Origin of the sequence: Buttiauxella selenatireducens (genome assembly GCF_031432975.1) — a bacterium.
Taxonomy (GTDB): Bacteria; Pseudomonadota; Gammaproteobacteria; order Enterobacterales; family Enterobacteriaceae; genus Buttiauxella; species Buttiauxella selenatireducens.
Genome location: NZ_CP133838.1, coordinates 5,190,398 through 5,212,038, shown reverse-complemented (window position 1 = coordinate 5,212,038; position 21,641 = coordinate 5,190,398). Strand labels below are relative to the sequence as shown.

20 protein-coding genes and 1 pseudogene are annotated in these 21,641 nt (G+C 50.3%); 6 read left to right on the top strand and 15 right to left on the bottom strand.

Translation table 11 applies throughout. The annotated features are described in order from the left end of the window. Positions 1–99: 99 nt before the first annotated feature. Together RHD99_RS23920 and RHD99_RS23915 are read left to right on the top strand one after the other, a co-directional pair. Positions 100–1,221 carry an MBL fold metallo-hydrolase gene (locus RHD99_RS23920; RefSeq protein ID WP_374708452.1) on the top strand — a complete coding sequence of 374 codons (1,122 nt, stop codon included), beginning with the start codon at positions 100–102 and terminating at the stop codon, positions 1,219–1,221. 21 nt (positions 1,222–1,242) lie between these two features. Further along, positions 1,243–1,584, top strand: a complete 342-nt coding sequence (locus tag RHD99_RS23915) for a RamA family antibiotic efflux transcriptional regulator (protein ID WP_309877030.1) — start codon at positions 1,243–1,245, stop codon at positions 1,582–1,584. 32 nt (positions 1,585–1,616) lie between these two features. Here RHD99_RS23915 and RHD99_RS23910 read toward each other — a convergent pair whose 3' ends face one another. After that, the gene (locus RHD99_RS23910; RefSeq protein WP_183272035.1) at positions 1,617–2,954 is read right to left on the bottom strand and encodes an NCS2 family permease; all 1,338 of its coding nucleotides are present in this window, start codon (positions 2,952–2,954) and stop codon (positions 1,617–1,619) included. A 180-nt stretch (positions 2,955–3,134) separates the two neighbouring features. Between RHD99_RS23910 and yieH the strand changes: the two genes are divergently transcribed. After that, on the top strand, positions 3,135–3,800 hold the full coding sequence (gene yieH / locus RHD99_RS23905) for a 6-phosphogluconate phosphatase (RefSeq protein WP_309877028.1): 666 nt from the start codon (positions 3,135–3,137) through the stop codon (positions 3,798–3,800). A gap of 50 nt (positions 3,801–3,850) precedes the next feature. On the opposite strand, the gene RHD99_RS23900 is transcribed toward yieH, so the two are convergent. Then, positions 3,851–4,885, bottom strand: a complete 1,035-nt coding sequence (locus tag RHD99_RS23900) for a LacI family DNA-binding transcriptional regulator (RefSeq protein WP_270141831.1) — start codon at positions 4,883–4,885, stop codon at positions 3,851–3,853. A gap of 270 nt (positions 4,886–5,155) precedes the next feature. Between RHD99_RS23900 and RHD99_RS23895 the strand changes: the two genes are divergently transcribed. From RHD99_RS23895 to ulaA, 3 genes are read left to right on the top strand one after another with little or no spacing between them, the layout of a single operon-like run. Continuing rightward, on the top strand, positions 5,156–5,599 hold the full coding sequence (locus tag RHD99_RS23895) for a PTS sugar transporter subunit IIA (RefSeq protein ID WP_309877027.1): 444 nt from the start codon (positions 5,156–5,158) through the stop codon (positions 5,597–5,599). Positions 5,600–5,614: 15 nt separating this feature from the next. Next, positions 5,615–5,902 carry a PTS sugar transporter subunit IIB gene (locus RHD99_RS23890; RefSeq protein WP_183272031.1) on the top strand — a complete coding sequence of 96 codons (288 nt, stop codon included), beginning with the start codon at positions 5,615–5,617 and terminating at the stop codon, positions 5,900–5,902. 12 nt (positions 5,903–5,914) lie between these two features. Beyond that, positions 5,915–7,171, top strand: coding sequence for a PTS ascorbate transporter subunit IIC (ulaA, locus tag RHD99_RS23885; protein WP_183272030.1), 1,257 nt, complete (start codon positions 5,915–5,917; stop codon positions 7,169–7,171). A gap of 54 nt (positions 7,172–7,225) precedes the next feature. Here the strand turns inward: ulaA and phoU are convergent, their stop codons facing one another. From phoU to atpH, 13 genes and pseudogenes are all read right to left on the bottom strand, one after another. Then, on the bottom strand, positions 7,226–7,951 hold the full coding sequence (gene phoU / locus RHD99_RS23880; protein ID WP_183272029.1) for a phosphate signaling complex protein PhoU: 726 nt from the start codon (positions 7,949–7,951) through the stop codon (positions 7,226–7,228). Between the two features lie 12 nt (positions 7,952–7,963). Continuing rightward, positions 7,964–8,737, bottom strand: a complete 774-nt coding sequence (gene pstB / locus RHD99_RS23875) for a phosphate ABC transporter ATP-binding protein PstB (RefSeq protein WP_221200568.1) — start codon at positions 8,735–8,737, stop codon at positions 7,964–7,966. Positions 8,738–8,784: 47 nt separating this feature from the next. Then, the gene (pstA, locus tag RHD99_RS23870; protein WP_183272027.1) at positions 8,785–9,675 is read right to left on the bottom strand and encodes a phosphate ABC transporter permease PstA; all 891 of its coding nucleotides are present in this window, start codon (positions 9,673–9,675) and stop codon (positions 8,785–8,787) included. Then, entirely contained in the window at positions 9,672–10,634 is a 963-nt protein-coding gene (gene pstC, locus RHD99_RS23865; protein WP_183272026.1) for a phosphate ABC transporter permease PstC, read from the bottom strand. Before pstC ends, pstA begins: the two co-directional genes overlap by 4 nt. Before the next feature lie 176 nt (positions 10,635–10,810). Next, the gene (gene pstS, locus RHD99_RS23860) at positions 10,811–11,851 is read right to left on the bottom strand and encodes a phosphate ABC transporter substrate-binding protein PstS (RefSeq protein WP_183272025.1); all 1,041 of its coding nucleotides are present in this window, start codon (positions 11,849–11,851) and stop codon (positions 10,811–10,813) included. Between the two features lie 143 nt (positions 11,852–11,994). Continuing rightward, positions 11,995–12,717, bottom strand: a pseudogene (rluF, locus tag RHD99_RS23855) (23S rRNA pseudouridine(2604) synthase RluF); the annotation flags it as partial. Positions 12,718–12,813: 96 nt separating this feature from the next. Next, positions 12,814–14,643: a glutamine--fructose-6-phosphate transaminase (isomerizing) gene (glmS, locus tag RHD99_RS23850; RefSeq protein WP_309877024.1), complete on the bottom strand. Its 1,830-nt coding sequence runs from the start codon at positions 14,641–14,643 to the stop codon at positions 12,814–12,816. A 419-nt stretch (positions 14,644–15,062) separates the two neighbouring features. Next, positions 15,063–16,433 carry a bifunctional UDP-N-acetylglucosamine diphosphorylase/glucosamine-1-phosphate N-acetyltransferase GlmU gene (glmU, locus tag RHD99_RS23845; protein WP_309877022.1) on the bottom strand — a complete coding sequence of 457 codons (1,371 nt, stop codon included), beginning with the start codon at positions 16,431–16,433 and terminating at the stop codon, positions 15,063–15,065. Positions 16,434–16,772: 339 nt separating this feature from the next. Beyond that, positions 16,773–17,192, bottom strand: a complete 420-nt coding sequence (locus RHD99_RS23840; RefSeq protein ID WP_183272021.1) for a F0F1 ATP synthase subunit epsilon — start codon at positions 17,190–17,192, stop codon at positions 16,773–16,775. 20 nt (positions 17,193–17,212) lie between these two features. Continuing rightward, a complete protein-coding gene (atpD, locus tag RHD99_RS23835) occupies positions 17,213–18,595 on the bottom strand; it encodes a F0F1 ATP synthase subunit beta (RefSeq protein WP_309877020.1) in 1,383 nt (460 codons plus the stop codon). 31 nt (positions 18,596–18,626) lie between these two features. Beyond that, positions 18,627–19,490, bottom strand: a complete 864-nt coding sequence (atpG, locus tag RHD99_RS23830) for a F0F1 ATP synthase subunit gamma (protein WP_183272019.1) — start codon at positions 19,488–19,490, stop codon at positions 18,627–18,629. Positions 19,491–19,540: 50 nt separating this feature from the next. Next, entirely contained in the window at positions 19,541–21,082 is a 1,542-nt protein-coding gene (atpA, locus tag RHD99_RS23825) for a F0F1 ATP synthase subunit alpha (protein ID WP_183272018.1), read from the bottom strand. A 12-nt stretch (positions 21,083–21,094) separates the two neighbouring features. Then, entirely contained in the window at positions 21,095–21,628 is a 534-nt protein-coding gene (atpH, locus tag RHD99_RS23820; RefSeq protein WP_183272017.1) for a F0F1 ATP synthase subunit delta, read from the bottom strand. Positions 21,629–21,641: the final 13 nt, after the last annotated feature.

Sequence of the window (21,641 nt, the reverse complement as noted above, 5' to 3'; positions counted from 1 at the left end):
GCATCTTGACGCAAATCACTTCCCATCTATAATGAGTGCTTACTCACTCATTATCAAGTTTGTTAGATTCGACCCAATGGATGGGACGAGGAACCAGGCATGGATTTGAAACGTCTCTCCTTATGCGCGGTACTCATTATGTTGATTGCTACAGCAGCCAGTTTGCCTTTTGTCCTGAATGCCGGGTTTGGTCAGGCTCCGCAGGGAGAAGGTTTAAGTTTAGTCGAACGTTCTGCCAACTACGTTGACGGGCAATTTCGCAACCAGATTCCAACCCAGGGTTATACCGGGCAGAAAAGTATGATCGCGGCGTGGTGGGAGTTTTTAACCGCAAAGCGTGAGAACTCGCGCCCGCAGCAGCCGTTGCCGTTAGTGAAAACCGATCTCGCAAGCATACCGCTGGAGCAGGACACAATGGTCTGGCTCGGTCACTCCTCGTGGTATATCCAGCTCGCCGGAAAGCGCATTTTGATCGATCCGGTATTCAGCAATTACGCCGCGCCCTTTTCATTTCTGAATAAAGCTTTTCCAGGGAATTACCCGTGGACGGCGGAGTCGATGCCCGAAATCGATCTGCTGATTATTTCCCATGACCATTACGATCATCTGGATTTCGCCACCATCAAAGCGCTGAAACCCAAAATCCGCCAGGTGATTACGCCGCTCGGTGTCGGATCTCATCTGCGTTACTGGGGGATAAACAGTGACATTATTCATGAAAAAGACTGGAACCAGGCGGTAAAAATCTCGAATGAGCTGACTGTTCATGTTTTACCCGCGCGTCATTTTTCCGGCCGCAGCCTGAAGAGTAACCAGACGCTGTGGGCCAGTTTTATGTTCGTGACGGATAACCACAAAATCTATTACAGCGGCGATACCGGTTACGGGCCGCACTTCAAAGCGATTGGCGAACAGTTTGGTTCGGTAGACATCGCCATTATGGAAAACGGCCAGTACGACGAGGACTGGAACAACATCCATATGATGCCAAATGAAACAGCACAAGCCGCGCAGGAGCTTAATGCACGCGCCGTGCTGCCAGGCCATGCGGGCCGCTTTGTTCTGGCAAAACATACCTGGGATGCACCGTACAAAAGCCTGTCAGAAGCCAGCTCAGATAAAAGCTTCCGCTTGTTAACACCAAAACAGGGTGAACCGGTTTGGGTTAACGATAACGCACAACAATTTAGCGCCTGGTGGGAAGATGCCAGTGTCTTGTAAGCGAGCCACACAGGGGGATGAATGACAATTTCCGCTCAAGTTATCGACACCATTGTTCAATGGATTGATGACAATTTGCATCAACCATTACGTATTGATGTTATTGCCGATCATGCGGGTTATTCGAAGTGGCACCTGCAACGATTGTTTATGCAGTACAAAGGCGAGAGTCTTGGGAAGTACATTCGCGAGCGTAAACTGTTGCTGGCGGCGCGTGATTTACGCGATACCGATAACAAGGTTTACGATATTAGTCTGAGGTACGGTTTTGATTCGCAGCAGACGTTTACGCGCATTTTTACGCGTACGTTCAACCAGCCGCCGGGTCGATATCGCCGGGAAAATCATAGCCAGTCACAATGACTGGCTATTTTCAGATTGAAATATGACGGGTATTAGTGTGCGTCGATAAACACAATCTTCAGGATAAACAACAGCGCTACGACAATCACGCATGGGCTGATTTCACGCCAGCGACCAGTGCCGAGTTTCATCACACAGTAAGAGATGAAGCCCAGTGCGATACCTTCGGTGATTGAGAAGCTAAATGGCATCATTACGGCAGTAATGAACGCTGGAACCGCTTCCGTCAGGTCATCCCACTTCACACGAGACAGGCTGGATGTCATCAACACGCCAACGTAAATCAGAGCGCCTGCTGCGGCATATGCCGGAACCATGCCTGCCAGTGGCGACAGGAAGATAACCAGCAAGAACAGCAAGCCCACGATCACCGCCGTCAGGCCAGTACGCCCACCGACAGACACGCCAGAAGAACTTTCGATATACGCGGTAACAGACGATGTCCCGATAAACGCGCCCGCAACAGAAGATACGCTATCAACATACAGCGCCTGTTTCATGCGCGGGAATTTACCTTTTTCGTCGGCAAGCCCGGCTTTGTCTGTTACGCCAATCAACGTACCGGAGGAGTCAAACAGGTTAACCAACATAAAGGAGAAGATGACGCCTGCCAGACCAATGTTCAGCGAACCGGCTAAATCAACCTGGCCTACCACTGAAAGTACGCTTGGTGGTGCAGAAACAATACCGTGGTATTGCACATCGCCCATCATCCAACCCAACAGCGTAGTGACCACAATGGAAACCAGCACAGCGGCGTGAATGTTACGCGAGGCCAGAATTGCGATGATAAAGAAGCCCAATGCACCCAGCAGCACGCTGTGGGAAGTCAGGTTGCCGATGCTCACCAGAGTGTCTTTGTTCGCAACGATAATCCCGGCGTTTTTCAGGCCCATCATCCCGATGAACAGACCAATACCGCTGGTAATGCCTACGCGCAGGCTCACCGGGATATTGGCAATCATCCAGTAACGCACGCGGAAAATGGTCAGCAGCAGCAGACCTGTGGCACCCCAGAAAATGGCGCCCATACCCACTTGCCAGGAAATCCCCATTGCGCCAACAACCACAAAGGCGAAGAACGCATTCAGGCCCATCGCTGGTGCCAGTGCGACTGGCAGGTTGGCGAAAATACCCATCAGGATGCTACCTAATGCGGCAATCAAACAGGTGGTGACAAAAACGGCCTGGGTATCCATACCAGCGGCGCCAAGGATCTGCGGGTTGACGAAAACGATATACACCATCGTCAGGAAGGTCGTAAGACCGGCGATCACTTCTGTGCGTGCCGTGGTGCCGTGTTCGCGCAGTTTAAACACGCGCTCGAGCAGCCCCGGATTTGCAGCCGGAGTAGATTGTGGTTGGCTCATTAGTCTTAATTCCGAACATTGAGAGGAAAAATCCGTCGCTATCCTATACCAAAAAATACAAAACATAATGACCAACATTGTATTTTTTTCATTGAAAACTCTTATACGGCAACGATTGCGTGCCGCAAAAATTGCGCAAATTGGGTAAGATGATCCTTCACTTTAATAAAAGGAAGCGGTATGTCCCGGATAGATGCGGTGTTCTTCGACTGCGATGGTACGCTGGTTGATAGTGAGGTTATTTGCTCCAAAGCCTACGTGCATATGTTTGCGCAAAACGGCATTGAACTTGCGCTTGAGGAAGTTCATAAAACCTTCAAGGGGATCAAGCTCTACGAGATCATCGACACTATCAATGCCCAACATGGCGTGAACTTCGCAAAAGAAGAGCTGGAGAAAATTTTTCGCGCAGAAGTTTCGCGACTTTTCGACAGCGAACTCGTGGAGATTGAAGGTGCTGCAGCGCTCATTGCGCAAATCAAGGTGCCGATGTGTATCGTTTCTAATGGCCCGGTCAGCAAAATGCAGCATTCGCTGGGCAAAACAGGCATGCTCGGTCATTTCCCGGACAAACTGTTTAGCGGTTATGACATCAAGGCATGGAAACCCGATCCGGCGATCATGTTCCATGCCGCCGATGCGATGCGCGTGGATGTGAAAAACTGTGTGCTGGTGGATGATTCGATGGCTGGAGCGCAATCCGGTATTGCCGCAGGAATGGACGTTTTCTACTTCTGCGCCGATCCGCATAACAAGCCAATTGACCATCCGAAAGTAACGACCTTTACCGATTTGGCGCAGTTGCCGGAATTATGGCGCGCGCGTGGTTGGGATATTACGGAATAAAGAAATCTGGCGGATAGCGCTTGCGCTTATCCGCCCTGCAACGGATGTGTTCAAGTACTCTGGCGCAATTCAATCTGGTAGCTGAATTGCTCAACTCGCGATTCGTCTAATTCGTCGTCCCGCTCATCATTCAACAGCTCAATCAGTAGCTTACCCGCATCTTTACCCATTTTTTTATAATCAATACGGATTGAGGTCAGCGTCGGATGCGTTTGATCGCAACTGTCCGAGCCGTCGAGACAAGCCACCGCGATATTTCCGGGGATTTTCAGCAAGCGCCGTTGGCACTCAAACATGATGCCTAGCGCAATCTCCTCATGGCTGCAAATCACAGCATCCAGTTCTGGCTGGCGTTGTAATATTTCGGTCAATGCATAACGGCCAAACTGCAAGCTAGCGGCATCCGGCGTGGTGATCACCTGGTCGGAATTCTGGTAACGACTCAGCATCGCTTTATGCCAGCCGTTCAGTTGCTGGCGCTGTAAGCGGTTGTCCATGTGCGCACCGATAAAACCGATATTCTTATACCCCTGATCCAACAGATGTTCGGTCAGTTTATGTGACGCCTCAAAAAATGCCGTTTCAAGCGTAATTCGCGCCTGGCTGAAAGGGGAACCGACGACGTTAATGGTGGGAATATTGGTTTTTTCGAGAATCTGGTAGGTTTTTTCTGCCAACTGAGAACCAAAAATCACCAGTGCAGCCGGATTGCTTTGCAGTAACGTCATTAAAATTTCAGCTTCTTTATGCTGATTATGTTCATGGCAACCAAGCAGTAGCTGGAACTCATTTTTATTCAGTACTTGCTGTAATGACTGCATAAAGCGCGAACTGGCTTTATCGGTCAGAGAAGGTATCAGCACGGCGACCGTATCGCTGTGACCAGAAGCCAGCGCGCCCGCAGCCCGATTGGGGATATAACCCAATTCTTCCACTGCTTGTTCTATCTTCTCGCGCAATTTGTCGGAAACCTGCTCCGGCGTTCTCAACGCCCGGGAAACCGTCATGGTTCCAACACCCGCATAATTGGCGACTTCTTGCAGCGTGACTCGTCCGGTACCACGACGCTTACGCATTTTTTCCATTCTGGCTCCCGGGACAATTACAACTTACTGTTTTCATTATTTTTATTTCACCATCAATCTGTCAACTCATTGCCCACGGCAGCAAATGCTCTATCGCATTGTATATGCGGGAACCCGATATAGCCAAAGTCAGACGGAGGAGAAATGATAGCGCTATCACAAAGCTTGATAGCGCTATCAGGTAGCGCTATCAAATGAGACAACCATCACATTAATTACTGTCTGAAAAATCTACCCTCCTGTTAATTATCATCGGGAGTTATCAGTCGCATGTTAAAAACACTATTAACCACAGAGGTTGTACAGGTCGTAGAAAAGGCTAAAGACTGGCGCGATGCCGTGGCTATTTCATGCCGTCCGCTGATTGAGAACGGTTCGATCGAACCGCGCTATGTCGAGGCTATCTACCGCTCACATGAAGCCATCGGCCCGTACTATGTGGTTGGCCCAGGTATTGCGATGCCCCATGCACGTCCGGAAGAAGGTGCAAACAAACTCTCTCTGGCACTGACGCTTATCACTTCAGGCGTGAATTTCGATGCCGATGAAAACGATCCGGTGAAGTTGTTGATTGTGTTAGCGGCAACCGACAGCACCAGCCACATTGAAGCGATTTCTCAACTCGCCCAATTATTCGATAACGAACAAGACATTCAGGCCATTTTGCAGGCCAAAACAACGCAAGACATTTTGTCCGTCATTGCGCGCTATTAATCCAGGGGAACAATTATGAAAATTACAGTGGTTTGCGGTAACGGTTTAGGCACCAGTCTGATGATGGAAATGAGCATTAAAAGCATTCTGAAAGATCTGGCAGTCAGCGCTGATGTTGATCATGTTGACCTCGGCTCAGCTAAAGGCACACCGAGCGATATTTATGTCGGCACCAAGGACATTGCCGAGCAACTCGTCGCACAGTCCGTCGCAGGGAAAATCGTTGCTCTGGACAACATGATCGACAAGAAAGCCATGAAAGAACGTTTGTCCGTGGCATTAACCGAGTTAGGCGCACTGTAAGTCGAGGTCGTAATGGATTTCTTTCGTTTTTTGATGAGCGATGTGCTTTCCGAACCAGCAGTGCTGGTCGGTTTAATCGCCTTGATTGGCCTGATTGCACAGAAAAAACCGGTCACCGAATGTATTAAAGGCACCGTTAAAACCATTATGGGTTTTGTGATTTTAGGTGCGGGCGCCGGTTTAGTGGTGTCATCACTGGGTGACTTCGCAAACATTTTCCAACACGCTTTTGGTATTCAGGGCGTGGTGCCGAACAATGAAGCCATTGTTTCCGTAGCGCAGAAAAGCTTCGGGAAAGAGATGGCGATGATCATGTTCTTCGCCATGGTTATCAATATCTTGATTGCCCGTTTCACGCCGTGGAAATTTATCTTCCTTACCGGCCATCACACATTATTTATGTCGATGATGGTAGCTGTGATCCTGGCAACGGCAGGTATGACCGGTGTTACGCTGATTGCCGTTGGCTCTTTGGTTGTTGGCGTGGCGATGGTCTTTTTCCCAGCCATTGCACACCCTTACATGAAGAAGGTCACCGGTTCTGATGACGTCGCCATCGGCCACTTCTCGACATTATCTTATGTTCTGGCAGGGTTCATCGGCAGCAAGTTTGGTAATAAAGAACACTCGACTGAAGACATGAACGTGCCGAAAAGTCTGCTGTTCTTGCGTGATACGCCAGTCGCTATCTCCTTTACCATGAGCATTATCTTCCTGGTCACCTGTTTGTTCGCGGGTGCTGATGTCGTGAAAGAGCTGAGCGGTGGCAAAAACTGGTTCATGTTCTCCATCATGCAATCCATCACCTTTGCCGCAGGCGTGTACATCATTCTGCAAGGTGTGCGCATGGTGATCGCGGAAATCGTTCCCGCGTTCAAAGGTATTTCCGACAAACTGGTTCCGAACGCAAAACCGGCTCTCGATTGCCCGGTCGTGTTCCCTTATGCACCGAATGCGGTATTGGTTGGCTTCCTGAGCAGCTTTGCTGCGGGTTTAATCGGCATGTTTGCGCTGTATCTGCTGAACATGACGGTGATTATCCCAGGCGTGGTGCCACACTTCTTCGTCGGCGCGGCGGCAGGGGTATTTGGTAACGCAACAGGTGGACGTCGTGGGGCTATTCTGGGAGCGTTCGCTCAAGGTTTGCTGATTACCTTCCTGCCTGTGTTCTTGCTGCCAGTGCTGGGTGATATTGGCTTTGCCAACACCACTTTCAGCGATGCAGACTTTGGCGCGCTGGGTATTCTGTTAGGGATTATTGTTCGCTAGACACTAATAAAAACGCCAGCGATTCGCTGGCGTTTTTATTAACTCTTTTTTTAATCACTCTTTCGGGTCTTTACCCGCCAGCAATTTATCCAGCTCATCGCCACCGACATGACGGAAGTCCTGTCCTTTGACGAAGTAGAAAATAAACTCACAGATATTCTGGCAACGGTCACCGATACGCTCGATAGAACGCGCACAGAACAGCGCGGTCAGCACGCTTGGAATGGTGCGTGAGTCTTCCATCATATACGTCATCAACTGACGTACGATGCCTTCATATTCCTGGTCAACTTTCTTATCTTCACGATAGATACGCACCGCTTCGTTAAGATCCATGCGCGCAAATGCGTCCAGAACATCATGCAGCATTTGCACGGTGTGGCGGCCTAAAGACTCAAGGCTTACCAACAGCGGTTGGTGCTGTTGAGAGAATTTCTCCAGCGCCGTACGGCAGATTTTATCTGCCACATCACCGATACGTTCCAGCTCAGAAATCGTTTTGATGATAGCCATCACCAGGCGCAAGTCGCTGGCGGTTGGCTGGCGTTTAGCAATGATGCGCACACAGGCTTCATCAATAGCGACTTCCATCATATTAACTTTGTGGTCGCCTTCAATGACGCGTTTTGCCAGCTCACCATCTTGATTGTGCATGGCGGTGATCGCATCAGAAAGCTGTTGCTCCACCAGCCCACCCATGGTCATCACCTGGGTGCGGATATATTCCAGCTCGGCGTTAAACTGGCCGGAAATGTGTTTGTTAAGGTTGAGGCTGTCCATTTTTTCTCCCGATCAACCGTAGCGGCCAGTAATGTAATCTTCAGTCTGCTTCTTAGCAGGCGTCGTAAACAGCGTGTCGGTTTCGCTAAACTCGATAAGCTCGCCCAGGTACATAAATGCGGTGTGGTCTGAACAACGCGCCGCTTGCTGCATGTTGTGGGTAACGATAACGACGGTGTAATCCTGTTTCAGCTCAGTGATCAGCTCTTCGATACGACCGGTAGAAATCGGGTCCAGCGCTGAACACGGCTCATCAAGCAACAACACTTCCGGACGAATCGCAATACCACGCGCAATGCACAGACGCTGTTGCTGGCCACCGGAGAGACTGTATCCGCTCTGGTGTAATTTATCTTTGGTTTCGTTCCACAATGCGGCCTTGGTCAAAGCCCATTGCACGCGCTCATCCATGTCGCTGCGAGACAACTTTTCAAATAGACGCACACCGAAAGCGATGTTGTCATAAATCGACATTGGGAACGGCGTTGGCTTCTGGAACACCATGCCTACTTTGGCACGCAGCAGGGCGATATCCTGGCTTTGAGTGAGGATGTTTTCCCCATCCAGCAAGATTTCACCTTCAGCACGCTGCTCCGGGTAGAGCGAGTACATTTTGTTGAATGTACGCAGCAAGGTGGATTTACCACAACCTGACGGGCCAATGAATGCGGTAACCTGGTTTTTAGCGATATCCAGATTGATGTCTTTCAGGGCATGGAATTTGCCGTAAAAGAAGTTCAAATCGCGAACCTGAATTTTGCCAGAGGCTGTATCGACCATACTCATCTGTTTCTTAATCTCCATCCGACGCCGCCGTTGCCGCGCCGCAAAATTTAACCGTGTTTACTCTTTGCAAAAATCACGCGCGCCATAATGTTCAGCAGCAACACACACAGAGTAATAATCAGAACGCCAGCCCAGGCTAATTGTTGCCATTCGGCAAACGGGCTCATCGCAAATTTGAAAATGGTCACCGGCAAGTTAGCCAGTGGCTGCATCATGTCGGTGCTCCAGAACTGGTTGGAGAGCGACGTGAACAGCAGTGGGGCCGTTTCACCCGCGATACGTGCAATCGCCAGTAATACCCCGGTAATAATCCCGGAAACAGAGGCTTTCAGCGTAATTGCAGAAATCATTTTCCACTTTGGCGTGCCCAATGCGTAAGCCGCTTCGCGCAAGCTGTCTGGTACCAGTTTCAGCATGTTTTCAGTGGTACGAATGACGATTGGCACCTGCAACAACGCCAGCGCAATGACCCCGGCCCAGCCAGAGAAGTGCTGCATCTTTGCGACCACGATGGTGTAGACGAATAAACCCACCACGATTGACGGTGCGGAAAGCAGAATGTCGTTAATAAAACGAATGACTTCTGCCAGCCACGATTTGCGACCGTACTCCGCCAGATAAATCCCCGCCATGATACCCAGCGGCGTACCGAAAACGGTCGCCCACAAGATTAACAGACCGCTACCTGCAAGGGCGTTCGCGAGCCCGCCACCAGCAGTATTGGGTGGAGGCGTCATTTCTGTGAACAGCGCAATCGACATTCCGTCGATCCCACGTGTCACGGTTGAGAACAGAATCCATACCAGCCAGAACAGGCCGAACGCCATGGTTCCCATTGAAAGAGTCAGTGCGACACGGTTTTTAAACCGGCGGCGAGCTTGCATTTTACGGCGAGATTCAGCCAATGCTGCGCGGCTTTGCATTTCCATGGTTGTCATGAGCGCGCTCCTTCATTCTTCGCAAGACGCATAATCATGAACTTAGAGACAGCCAGTACGATAAAGGTGATCACAAACAGAATCAGCCCCAGTTCCATCAGTGCTGCGGTGTGCAGGCCTGATTCGGCTTCAGCGAATTCATTCGCCAGAGCGGAAGTAATACTGTTGCCCGGCATATACAACGAAGCATTGTCGAGTTGGTAGGTGTTACCAATGATAAAGGTCACCGCCATGGTTTCACCCAAAGCACGGCCCAGACCCAGCATCACACCACCAATCACGCCATTTTTGGTGAACGGTAAAACAATGCGCCAGATAACTTCCCAGGTGGTGCAGCCAATACCGTAGGCCGACTCTTTCATCATCACTGGGGTTTGTTCAAATACATCGCGCATAACCGCAGCAATGTAAGGAATGATCATGATGGCCAGTATCACGCCTGCGGCGAGAATACCGATACCGAACGCAGGGCCTGAGAACAGCTCGCCAACAATCGGTACAGAAGAAAGCACGTTGCCAACCGGTTCCTGGAAGTAGGTCGCAAACAGCGGAGCAAAGATAAACAGACCCCACATGCCGTATACGATACTTGGGATAGCGGCCAGCAGCTCGATGGCGATACCCAGCGGGCGGCGCAACCAGTTCGGAGCCAGTTCCGTCAGGAACAGCGCGATACCAAAACTAACGGGAACTGCAATCAACAGAGCAATAAACGAAGTCACCAGCGTGCCGTAAATCGGAACCAGTGCGCCGTAAATATCGTTAGGAGCATCCCACTCTTTAGTCCACAAGAACGAAAAACCAAACTTCTGGATACTTGGCCAGGAGGAGATGATCAGGGAAATGATGATGCCGCCCAGCAGGAATAGCACAATCAGCGCAGCCAGTTTAACTAGCGCGCTGAAAATGACATCACCTTGCTTACCAGGGGACTTGAACGTCGGCTTACTTACCGCCATAGCTTACTCTTAGTTGTTTTGGGTTTTCCCCGGGGTTTCACTCCGGAGTTTACTCTAAATAATTCGAGTTACAGGCAGGCGACAAACTCATGAATCCCCAGGAACATAGATTAACGATGTGACTGGGGTGAGAAAGTGCAGTCAACGCACCTGTAGCTCGAAGTATGACGAGTTAATTAGTACAGCGCCTTACCGGAGCTGTCTTTTACGTTGGTTTTCCATGCAGCACGAACCTGCTCAACCACGGAATCTGGTAAAGAAGCATAGTCCAGGTCATTTGCCTGTTTTGCCCCTTCTTTATAAGCCCAATCGAAGAACTTCAGCACTTCAGCACCTTGCTCTGGGTTCTTCTGCTCTTTGTGAACCAGAATGAAGGTCGTTGACGTGATTGGCCACGCAGCATCACCTTTCTGGTTAGTCAGATCCTGAGCGAACGATTTGCTCCAGTCTGCGCCTTTCGCCGCATTGGCAAAGTTTTCTTCAGAAGGCGATACCGGTTTGCCATCTGCAGAAATCAGTTTGGTATAAGCCAGGTTGTTCTGCTTAGCGTAAGCATATTCAACATAACCAATCGAACCCGGCAGACGCTGTACGAAGGCTGCAATACCATCGTTACCTTTGCCGCCCAGACCCGTTGGCCAGTTTACCGTTGAACCGGCACCAACTTTAGATTTCCACTCTTCGTTCACTTTCGCCAGGTAGCTGGTGAAAACGAAAGAAGTACCAGAACCGTCAGCGCGACGTACAACAGCGATGTTTTGCGATGGCAGTTTTATGCCTGGGTTGAGCTTAGCAATGGCTTCGTCATCCCATTTTTTGATTTTGCCCAGGTAGATGTCACCCAGCGTTTTACCGTCGAGCACCAGCTCACCGGATTTCACACCTGGCAAGTTAACGGCCAGAACAACACCGCCGATAACCGTTGGGAACTGGAAGAGTCCTTCTTGTTGCAGTTTGTCGTCAGCCAGTGGGGCATCAGACGCACCGAAATCCACGGTGTGAGCAATGATTTGTTTAACGCCACCGGAAGAGCCGATACCCTGGTAATTCACTTTGTTACCAGTTGATTTGTTGTAAGTATCAGCCCATTTGGCATACACCGGCGCAGGGAAGGTTGCACCAGCACCAGTCAGGCTTGCAGCAGCATATGCGCCGAAAGCACTCAGGGATAAGGTCGCGGCGACAACAGTTGCGACAGTGGTACGCATAACTTTCATAATGTCTCCTGCAGAGGTGAACGTAAATCGTTGTTTAGTGGATGCAGGATAGAAAATAGGACAGTTTGGTGACAATTAAATGTACGAATTATGACAGTTTTATGACAGGCCACTTTGAGCCATATTTCCAACTGTCATATTCAGGATTCTGAGTGCTCAATCCGCTTTAATAGCTCGTCCTGTTCGTCGCGGCTCAAGCAGCGCGATTCCCCCAGCGGCAGCCCTTCCAGATGGATATTCATGATGCGGATGCGTTCAAGTCGGGTAACTTCATAGCCGAAATATTTACACATCCGGCGGATCTGGCGATTCAACCCCTGAACCAAAGTAATACGAAATACCCGATCCGATTCTTTCGTCACTTTGCATTGTTTTGTCACCGTACCCAGAATAGGCACACCCGCGCATAAACCTGTAATAAACTCGTCAGTTACCGGCTTATTGACGCTAACCACATATTCTTTTTCATGATTATTGCCCGCGCGCAGAATTTTATTAACCACATCACCGTGGTTGGTCAGCAAAATTAGCCCCTGCGAATCTTTATCCAGACGCCCTATCGGGGATATACGTTGGTCGCCGGTAATGAGAGTGCTGATATTATTTCGCACGCTCTTTTTCATCGTTGTGATGATGCCAACAGGCTTATTCAGCGCGATTAGCACCAGGCCGTTGTCATCTCGCGGCTCAATAAGCTGATCGTTCACTTTTACCACGTCGCCAGTAAAGACCTGAGCGCCAAAACTGACCTGCCTGCCGTTAATAAAAACACAGCCCTGTTCGACGTAGCGATCGGCTTCACGGCGAGAGCAGATACCGCTATCGCTAATGTATTTATTAATTCGAATGGAAGATTCAGTCAGCATCGCGCTGTGTACCTCTGTAAAAAAGCGAACTATACACACATAAATAAAAAAGCGCCCTCGAGAGGCGCTTTAGACTTTAAGCGATAACGCAGAAAGTTATTCTACAGTGACCGATTTCGCCAGGTTACGCGGCTGGTCAACGTCAGTGCCTTTAATCAGCGCGACGTGGTAAGACAGCAACTGCAACGGCACGGTATAGAAGATAGGCGCGATGACTTCTTCTACATGCGGCATTTCAATGATGTGCATGTTATCGCTGCTGGTAAACCCGGCATCCTGATCGGCAAAGACATACAACACGCCGCCACGAGCACGAACTTCTTCGATATTCGATTTCAGTTTTTCCAGCAATTCGTTATTCGGTGCGACCACAATAACCGGCATGTCCGCATCAATCAGCGCAAGTGGGCCATGTTTCAGTTCGCCCGCAGCATACGCTTCAGCGTGGATGTAGGAGATCTCTTTAAGCTTCAGTGCACCTTCCATAGCGATTGGATACTGATCGCCACGACCTAAGAACAGTGCGTGATGCTTATCGGAGAAATCTTCAGCCAGCGCTTCAATGCGTTTGTCCTGAGACAGCATTTGCTCGATACGACTTGGCAGCGCCTGCAAACCATGAACAATATCGTGCTCAATCTGCGCATCGGCACCCTTCAGACGGCTCAGTTTCGCCACCAGCATCAGCAGAACGGTAAGCTGAGTGGTAAATGCCTTGGTCGACGCCACGCCGATTTCAGTACCCGCGTTGGTCATCAGCGCCAAATCGGATTCACGCACCAGAGAAGAACCCGGAACGTTACAGATAGCCAGTGAGCCCAGGTAGCCCAACTCTTTGGACAAACGCAGTGCTGCGAGGGTATCTGCCGTTTCGCCAGACTGAGAAAGGGTAATCATCAGGCTGTTGCGGCGAACCGCGGATTTACGGTAGCGGAATTCAGAAGCGATTTCGACGTCGCAAGGTACACCCGCCAGAGATTCAAACCAGTAGCGTGAAACCATTCCTGAATTGTAGGAAGTCCCACATGCCACAATTTGAATGTGCTCAACCTGAGACAGCATTTCGTTAGCTTTCGGGCCGAGCTCAGAGAGATCAACAGCACCGTGGCTGATACGGCCAGTCAGCGTATTTTTAATCGCATTCGGCTGTTCGTAGATTTCTTTCTGCATATAGTGGCGATAAATACCTTTGTCGCCAGCGTCATATTGCAGGTTAGATTCGATGTCCGGGCGTTTAACCTGCTCACCTTTAGTATCAAATACCGTAACGGAACGACGAGTCACTTCAGCAATGTCGCCTTCCTCAAGGAAGATGAAGCGACGTGTCACTGGCAGTAATGCCAGTTGGTCGGATGCGATAAAGTTTTCACCCATACCCAGACCGATAACCATCGGGCTACCTGAACGCGCCGCTAACAGTACGTCTGGATTACGGGTATCCATGATAACCGTGCCGTAAGCACCACGCAGTTGAGGAATAGTACGCAGCACCGCTTCACGCAGAGTACCGCCTTGCTCCAGTTCCCAGTGAACTAAGTGCGCGATAACTTCGGTATCGGTCTGTGAAACGAAGGTGTAACCGCGACCCTGCAGAGTTTCACGCAGGGGTTCATAGTTTTCGATAATACCGTTGTGAACCACAACAATATGCTCGGAAACATGCGGGTGCGCGTTGGTTTCTGATGGTTCGCCGTGAGTCGCCCAACGAGTATGAGCAATACCCGTTCCGCCATGCAGCGCTGTTTCAGCAGCCGCTTCTGCCAGTTTATTGACCTTGCCCAGGCGACGCAGACGAGTCATATGACCCTTTTCATCAACCACAGCCAGGCCCGCAGAGTCATAACCACGGTATTCCAGACGACGTAATCCTTCGAGAAGGATTTCAGCGATATCACGTTGCGCGACCGCGCCAACAATTCCACACATAAGATTAGATTCCTGATAATGGCGTTCTACGCCATGTGTTGTCGCTGACCTGTATTACCCTGCATAATTCAAACCGCATCTTTGTTGGCTACGTTCTCTTACCCGAATCACTTACTTAAGTAAGCTCATCGGGATGCGTTCACTTGCCGCCTCGATGTGGCTCGAATTATTTTGGGTAGAATCCCGGTTATCCGGGGCCCCGAGCCTTGTAGAGAGTGGGGTTATAGTTTTTTGGTACTGCTATGGGCGGGGGAATATATTTTCCCCTCGCCAAAATTTTGTTGGGTTTTCTCCTTCTCCTGGGGGAGAAGGCCGGGATGAGGGCACAACCCAACGAACAACAACCCTCACCCTAACCCTCTCCCTGAGGGAGAGGGGACCAGATCGAGTGGCTCTCTCCCAAAGGGAGGATCTGGCGATTACTTTTTCTTCACCGGGCGTTTCCAGTCCTGGATATGAGTCTGCTTCACACGACTAATAACCAGTTCATTTTCGCCAACGTTACGGGTGACAGTCGTGCCCGCGCCAATCGTTGCACCACGAGCCACGGTCACTGGAGCAACCAGTTGACTGTCGGAACCAACAAAAACGTCATCGCCGATGATAGTTTTAAATTTGTTTGCACCGTCGTAGTTGCAGGTAATGGTCCCGGCACCGATATTCACGTTATCGCCAATTTCAGCATCGCCTAAATAGCTTAAGTGACCGGCTTTAGAACCTTTACCCAGACGGGCTTTTTTCATTTCCACGAAGTTGCCAACGTGTGCACCTTCAGCCAGTTCTGCGCCTGGGCGCAAACGGGCGAATGGACCGATGGTGCACGCAGCGGCCAGATTTGCATCTTCCACCACGGTGTACGGGCTGATTTCGCAGTCATCGCCAATCACGCTGTTTTTAATCACGCAACCGGTGCCAATTTTGACGCGATTGCCTAACGTCACTTTTCCTTCAACAATGACATTAGTATCAATTTCAACATCACGCCCGTGTGTCAGTTCACCGCGTAGATCAAAACGAGAGGGATCGCGCAACATCACGCCTGCCAGAAGCAGTTTATCCGCCTGCTCACTTTGGTATACACGCTCCAGACGGGACAGTTGCAGACGGTTGTTCACGCCTTCAACTTCGCTTAAACGGTCTGGGTGAACAGCAGTGATTTCACGACCTTCCTGATGCGCCAGCGCGATAATGTCAGTGATGTAGTACTCACCCTGAGAATTGTTGTTATCGAGCTTCGCCAACCAACGTTTCAGGTCTGCGCCATTCGCCACCAGAATACCGGTATTAATTTCGTCGATTTTGCGTTGTTCTTCGGTGGCATCTTTATGCTCGACGATGCCGACCACTTTGCCATTTTCGCGAGCAATGCGACCGTAACCGGTTGGATCGTCAAGTTTTACCGTTAGCAGACCAATGCCACCCTGCGGTTTGGCGTCACGCAGACGCTGCAAGGATTCAACAGAAATGAGCGGCACGTCGCCGTAGAGCATCAGGATGTCTTCGTCATCAGCAAAGAAAGGTGCTGCTTGCTGCATCGCGTGGCCAGTACCTAATTGCTCGGCCTGTAATACCCAGTTAAGCGAGCCATCGCTGAGCGTGTTTTTCAGCAAATCACCCCCGTGGCCGTAAACCAGATGCACTCGCTGCGCGCCTAAATTATTCGCCGCATCAATAACATGCTGAACCATCGGTTTCCCGGCAAGGGTATGTAATACCTTCGGGAGGTCTGAATACATGCGGGTCCCTTTGCCTGCGGCTAGGATAACCACGCTCATCGCATTGTTTGACATACGCGTCCTGACTTTAATTTGAGAGTGAAGTAAAACGATTTCTCGTTGAAATTTCTACATATTTTGCAACACAAAATGGGATGCCTAAAAAACGGACATCGACTGCACTTTTGGGCTACTCATAGGCTCAATTGTAGGTGTATAAGGGCTGAAAAAGTACATATGAAATAATAAAAGCCATATATCTCTAGGGATTAACACTTCTTTTCATCAGGAAACAAAGCGTTCCTGCCCATGAAGATACTACCTACGGGGATAAAACAAAGAAGTAAAAACATTGAGACAAAAAAAATGCCAGTCAGGGGATCCTGGCTGGCATTTGTCTTTTCAAGCAGGTAGTTACATCGCTTTTCTGGTCAACTCGATAACGCGAAGTTTCGCGATCGCTTTAGCCAGTTCAGCAGAAGCCTGAGCGTAGTCCACATCACCGTGGGAACTGTGCATACGCTCTTCCGCTTTACGTTTCGCTTCCAGAGCTCGAGCTTCGTCGAGGTCCTGGCCACGAATCGCGGTATCGGCCAGCACAGTTACTGTGCCAGGCTGCACTTCCAACACACCACCGGACAAGTAGATGTACTCTTCATGTCCATGCTGCTTCACGATGCGGATCATACCAGGCTTAATGGCGGTGAGCAGTGGGGCGTGACCAGGATAAATACCCAGTTCACCTTCACTACCCGTTACCTGGATCTTTTCGACCAGACCGGAAAACATTTGTTGTTCCGCGCTGACGACGTCCAGGTGGTAAGTCATTGCCATATCACCCTCCGATTAAGGCGTTAAAGTTTTTTAGCTTTCTCAACAGCTTCGTCGATAGTGCCAACCATGTAGAACGCCTGCTCTGGCAGATGGTCATATTCGCCGTCCATGATGCCTTTAAAGCCACGGATAGTATCTTTCAGCGATACGAACTTGCCCGGAGAACCGGTAAAGACTTCTGCTACGAAGAATGGCTGAGACAGGAAGCGCTGGATCTTACGCGCACGTGCTACAACCAATTTATCTTCTTCAGAAAGTTCATCCATACCAAGAATGGCGATGATGTCTTTCAGTTCCTGGTAACGTTGCAGGATAGACTGCACGCCACGCGCGGTGTCGTAGTGTTCCTGACCAACAACCAGTGGATCTAACTGACGGCTGGTGGAATCCAGTGGATCTACCGCAGGGTAGATACCCAGAGATGCGATCTGACGGCTCAGTACCACGGTTGCATCCAAGTGAGCAAAGGTGGTTGCTGGTGATGGGTCAGTCAAGTCATCCGCAGGTACGTATACCGCTTGAACAGAAGTGATAGAGCCAGTTTTGGTGGAGGTAATACGCTCCTGCAAAACACCCATCTCTTCTGCCAGAGTTGGCTGGTAACCTACCGCAGATGGCATACGACCCAGCAGTGCAGATACTTCTGTACCGGCCAGGGTATAACGGTAAATGTTATCAACGAACAGCAGAACGTCACGACCTTCGTCACGGAACTTCTCAGCCATGGTCAGGCCGGTCAGTGCAACGCGCAGACGGTTGCCTGGTGGCTCGTTCATCTGGCCATAAACCAGTGATACTTTGTCCAGAACGTTGGAGTCGGTCATTTCGTGGTAGAAGTCGTTACCCTCACGAGTACGCTCACCCACGCCTGCAAACACAGAGTAACCGGAGTGCTCGATCGCAATGTTACGAATCAGCTCCATCATGTTTACAGTTTTACCCACACCCGCACCGCCGAACAGACCTACTTTACCGCCCTTAGCAAACGGACAAATCAGGTCCATTACTTTGATGCCGGTTTCCAGCAAGTCTTGAGAGCTTGACAGCTCTTCGTAGCTTGGCGCTGGACGGTGAATAGCCCAACGTTCTTCTTCGCCGATGTCGCCTTTCATGTCGATAGGCTCGCCCAGGACGTTCATGATACGGCCCAGGGTAGCTTTACCTACCGGCACTTCAATTGGGTGATCGAGGTTAGCAACTTCCAGACCGCGACGCAGGCCGTCAGAAGTACCCATGGCGATAGTACGAACTACGCCACCACCCAGCTGTTGCTGAACTTCCAGCACCAGACGGTCTTTACCATTTGTAACCTCGAGGGCGTCGTACACTTTTGGTACGGCATCCTGAGGGAATTCGACGTCCACTACGGCGCCGATTACCTGGATAATCTTTCCAGTAGCCATCTTGAATCCTCTACGTAATTCGTAAACCTGGTTATACCGCGGACGCGCCACCGACGATTTCGGTGAGTTCCTGAGTAATGCTGGCCTGACGAGCTTTGTTGTATACCAACTGCAGCTCTTTAATCAGGTCGCCGCCGTTGTCGGTAGCGGCTTTCATCGCAACCATTCGCGCGGCCTGTTCGCTGGCCAGGTTTTCTACGACGCCCTGATAAACCTGAGATTCCACATAACGGCGCAACAAGGTATCCAGCAGCGCTTTAGGATCAGGTTCATACAGATAATCCCAGGATTTCTTTTTCAATTCGCCGTCTTCTGCTGGCGGTAACGGCAGCAGTTGGGTGATAGTAGGAACCTGAGACATTGTGTTAATAAATTTGTTGCTGACAACATACAGCTTGTCCAGACGGCCTTCATCGTAGGCCTGCAACATCACTTTCACCGGGCCAATCAACTCGGACAGGGAAGGGTTATCACCCATACCCGTCACCTGAGCAACAATATTGCCGCCTACAGAGTTGAAGAAAGAGACGCCTTTGGAGCCGATCATTGCGATTTCGCTTTGAACGCCTTTATCAGACCATCCTTTCATGTCAGCCAGCAGCTTTTTGAACATGTTAGTGTTCAAGCCACCACACAGACCACGGTCAGTGGACACCACCAGGTAGCCCACGCGTTTAACTTCGCGTTCATCCAGGTAAGGGTGTTTGTATTCAAGATTTCCCAGAGCAAGGTGACCAATCACTTTACGCATAGTTGTTGCGTAAGGACGGCTGGCTGCCATGCGTTCCTGCGATTTACGCATTTTGGACGCGGCGACCATTTCCATTGCTTTGGTGATCTTCTGCGTGTTCTGGACGCTTGCGATCTTACTACGTATCTCTTTTGCGCCGGCCATGAGCTTCTCCTCAATGCCTTGCGGCTTGCCCTAAGACAAGCCGCCAGACTTTACCAGGACTGAGTTGCTTTGAAGGAATCGAGGATGCCTTTCAGCTTGCCTTCGATTTCGTCGTTATAGCCACCAGATTGGTTGATTTCTTGCATCAGTGGAGCATGGTCACGGTCAACGTAAGCCAGCAGAGCGGCTTCGAAACTACCGATTTTAGCCAGTTCCACATCTTCGAGGTAACCACGTTCAGCAGCGAACAGAACCAGAGACTGCTGCGCAACAGACATCGGCGCATATTGTTTCTGTTTCAGAAGCTCGGTCACTTTTTGACCGTGGCTCAACTGCTTACGGGTCGCGTCGTCAAGGTCAGATGCAAACTGAGAGAACGCAGCCAGTTCACGATACTGTGCCAGAGCGGTACGAATACCACCGGACAGTTTTTTCATGATCTTGGTCTGAGCAGCACCACCAACACGAGATACGGAGATACCCGGGTTTACCGCAGGACGAATACCGGAGTTAAACAGGTTAGATTCCAGGAAGATCTGACCATCTGTAATAGAAATTACGTTGGTCGGAACGAACGCAGAAACGTCACCCGCTTGAGTTTCGATAATCGGCAGAGCAGTCAGGGAACCGGTTTTACCTTTCACTTCACCTTTGGTGAATGCTTCAACGTAGTCGGCGTTTACACGCGCAGCACGTTCCAGCAGACGGGAGTGGAGGTAAAATACGTCGCCTGGGAATGCTTCACGACCTGGTGGACGACGAAGCAGCAGGGAGATCTGGCGGTATGCAACAGCCTGTTTAGACAGGTCATCGTATACGATCAGCGCATCTTCACCGCGGTCACGGAAGTATTCACCCATTGCGCAACCAGCATACGGAGCCAGATATTGCAGTGCAGCGGATTCAGAAGCAGTAGCAACAACCACGATGGTGTTAGCCAATGCGCCGTGTTCTTCCAGTTTACGAACCACGTTAGAAATAGTGGATGCTTTCTGGCCGATTGCAACGTAGATACATTTGATGCCGGAATCACGTTGGTTGATGATGGCATCGATCGCCAGCGCGGTTTTACCGGTCTGACGGTCACCGATGACCAGCTCACGCTGACCACGGCCGATTGGAATCATGGCATCAACCGACTTATAACCGGTCTGAACCGGCTGGTCTACGGATTGACGTTCGATTACGCCCGGAGCAATCGCTTCAACAGCAGCAAAGCCGTCGTGGTCCAAAGGACCTTTACCGTCGATTGGTGCACCCAGGGTGTTCACCACGCGGCCCAGCAGGCCACGGCCAACTGGTACTTCAAGAATACGGCCAGTACACTTAACTTTCATGCCTTCGGCAAGGTCAGCGTACGGACCCATTACTACTGCACCAACAGAGTCGCGCTCCAGGTTCAGTGCAATGGCGTAACGGTTTCCCGGCAGGGAAATCATCTCACCCTGCATGACATCGGCCAGGCCGTGTACGCGGATGATACCGTCACTTACAGAAACAATTGTACCTTCGTTGTGAGCTTCGCTCACAACACTGAACTGAGCAATGCGCTGCTTGATCAGTTCGCTGATTTCGGTGGAATTCAGTTGCATGCTCCAGTCCCCTTAAGACTGCAAGACGTCTGTCAGGCGATCAAGACGGCCGCGTACGCTACCATCAATGACCATATCACCCGCACGGATGATGACACCTGCCATTACAGACTTATCAATTTTGCAATTCAGCTTAACTTTGCGTGACAGACGTTTTTCCATCGCGGCGCTGATTTTCGAAAGCTGGGCTTCGTTTAACGCGCTAGCAGAAGTCACTTCGACTTCAACTGTAGCCTCTTGGGCTGCACGCAGTTGAACGAATTGCTCAAGAACATCAGGGAGAACCTTCAAACGACCGTTTTCAGCCATTACCTTAATCAGGTTCTGGCCATTGGCGTCTAACTGGTCACCACAAATAGAGATAAACGACTGAGAGAGCGTTTCCGGAGCAAAAGCGCCGGAGAGTAGCTCTGCCATTTGTTCGTTTTTAGACACCTCGGCGGCGAAACTTAGCATAGACTGCCAGTTATCAACGCTCTGGTGTTCGACGGCAAAGTCAAAAGCTGCTTTGGCGTAGGGGCGAGCTACAGTTACAAATTCAGACATCAGCCCCTCCCTC

Coding starts and splice junctions, on each gene's coding strand:
- RHD99_RS23920 (WP_374708452.1), top strand. CDS start 100: ATGGATTTGAAACGTCTCTCCTTATGCGCGGTACTCATTATGTTGATT.
- RHD99_RS23915 (WP_309877030.1), top strand. CDS start 1,243: ATGACAATTTCCGCTCAAGTTATCGACACCATTGTTCAATGGATTGAT.
- RHD99_RS23910 (WP_183272035.1), bottom strand. CDS start 2,954: ATGAGCCAACCACAATCTACTCCGGCTGCAAATCCGGGGCTGCTCGAG.
- yieH (WP_309877028.1), top strand. CDS start 3,135: ATGTCCCGGATAGATGCGGTGTTCTTCGACTGCGATGGTACGCTGGTT.
- RHD99_RS23900 (WP_270141831.1), bottom strand. CDS start 4,885: ATGGAAAAAATGCGTAAGCGTCGTGGTACCGGACGAGTCACGCTGCAA.
- RHD99_RS23895 (WP_309877027.1), top strand. CDS start 5,156: ATGTTAAAAACACTATTAACCACAGAGGTTGTACAGGTCGTAGAAAAG.
- RHD99_RS23890 (WP_183272031.1), top strand. CDS start 5,615: ATGAAAATTACAGTGGTTTGCGGTAACGGTTTAGGCACCAGTCTGATG.
- ulaA (WP_183272030.1), top strand. CDS start 5,915: ATGGATTTCTTTCGTTTTTTGATGAGCGATGTGCTTTCCGAACCAGCA.
- phoU (WP_183272029.1), bottom strand. CDS start 7,951: ATGGACAGCCTCAACCTTAACAAACACATTTCCGGCCAGTTTAACGCC.
- pstB (WP_221200568.1), bottom strand. CDS start 8,737: ATGAGTATGGTCGATACAGCCTCTGGCAAAATTCAGGTTCGCGATTTG.
- pstA (WP_183272027.1), bottom strand. CDS start 9,675: ATGACAACCATGGAAATGCAAAGCCGCGCAGCATTGGCTGAATCTCGC.
- pstC (WP_183272026.1), bottom strand. CDS start 10,634: ATGGCGGTAAGTAAGCCGACGTTCAAGTCCCCTGGTAAGCAAGGTGAT.
- pstS (WP_183272025.1), bottom strand. CDS start 11,851: ATGAAAGTTATGCGTACCACTGTCGCAACTGTTGTCGCCGCGACCTTA.
- glmS (WP_309877024.1), bottom strand. CDS start 14,643: ATGTGTGGAATTGTTGGCGCGGTCGCGCAACGTGATATCGCTGAAATC.
- glmU (WP_309877022.1), bottom strand. CDS start 16,433: ATGTCAAACAATGCGATGAGCGTGGTTATCCTAGCCGCAGGCAAAGGG.
- RHD99_RS23840 (WP_183272021.1), bottom strand. CDS start 17,192: ATGGCAATGACTTACCACCTGGACGTCGTCAGCGCGGAACAACAAATG.
- atpD (WP_309877020.1), bottom strand. CDS start 18,595: ATGGCTACTGGAAAGATTATCCAGGTAATCGGCGCCGTAGTGGACGTC.
- atpG (WP_183272019.1), bottom strand. CDS start 19,490: ATGGCCGGCGCAAAAGAGATACGTAGTAAGATCGCAAGCGTCCAGAAC.
- atpA (WP_183272018.1), bottom strand. CDS start 21,082: ATGCAACTGAATTCCACCGAAATCAGCGAACTGATCAAGCAGCGCATT.
- atpH (WP_183272017.1), bottom strand. CDS start 21,628: ATGTCTGAATTTGTAACTGTAGCTCGCCCCTACGCCAAAGCAGCTTTT.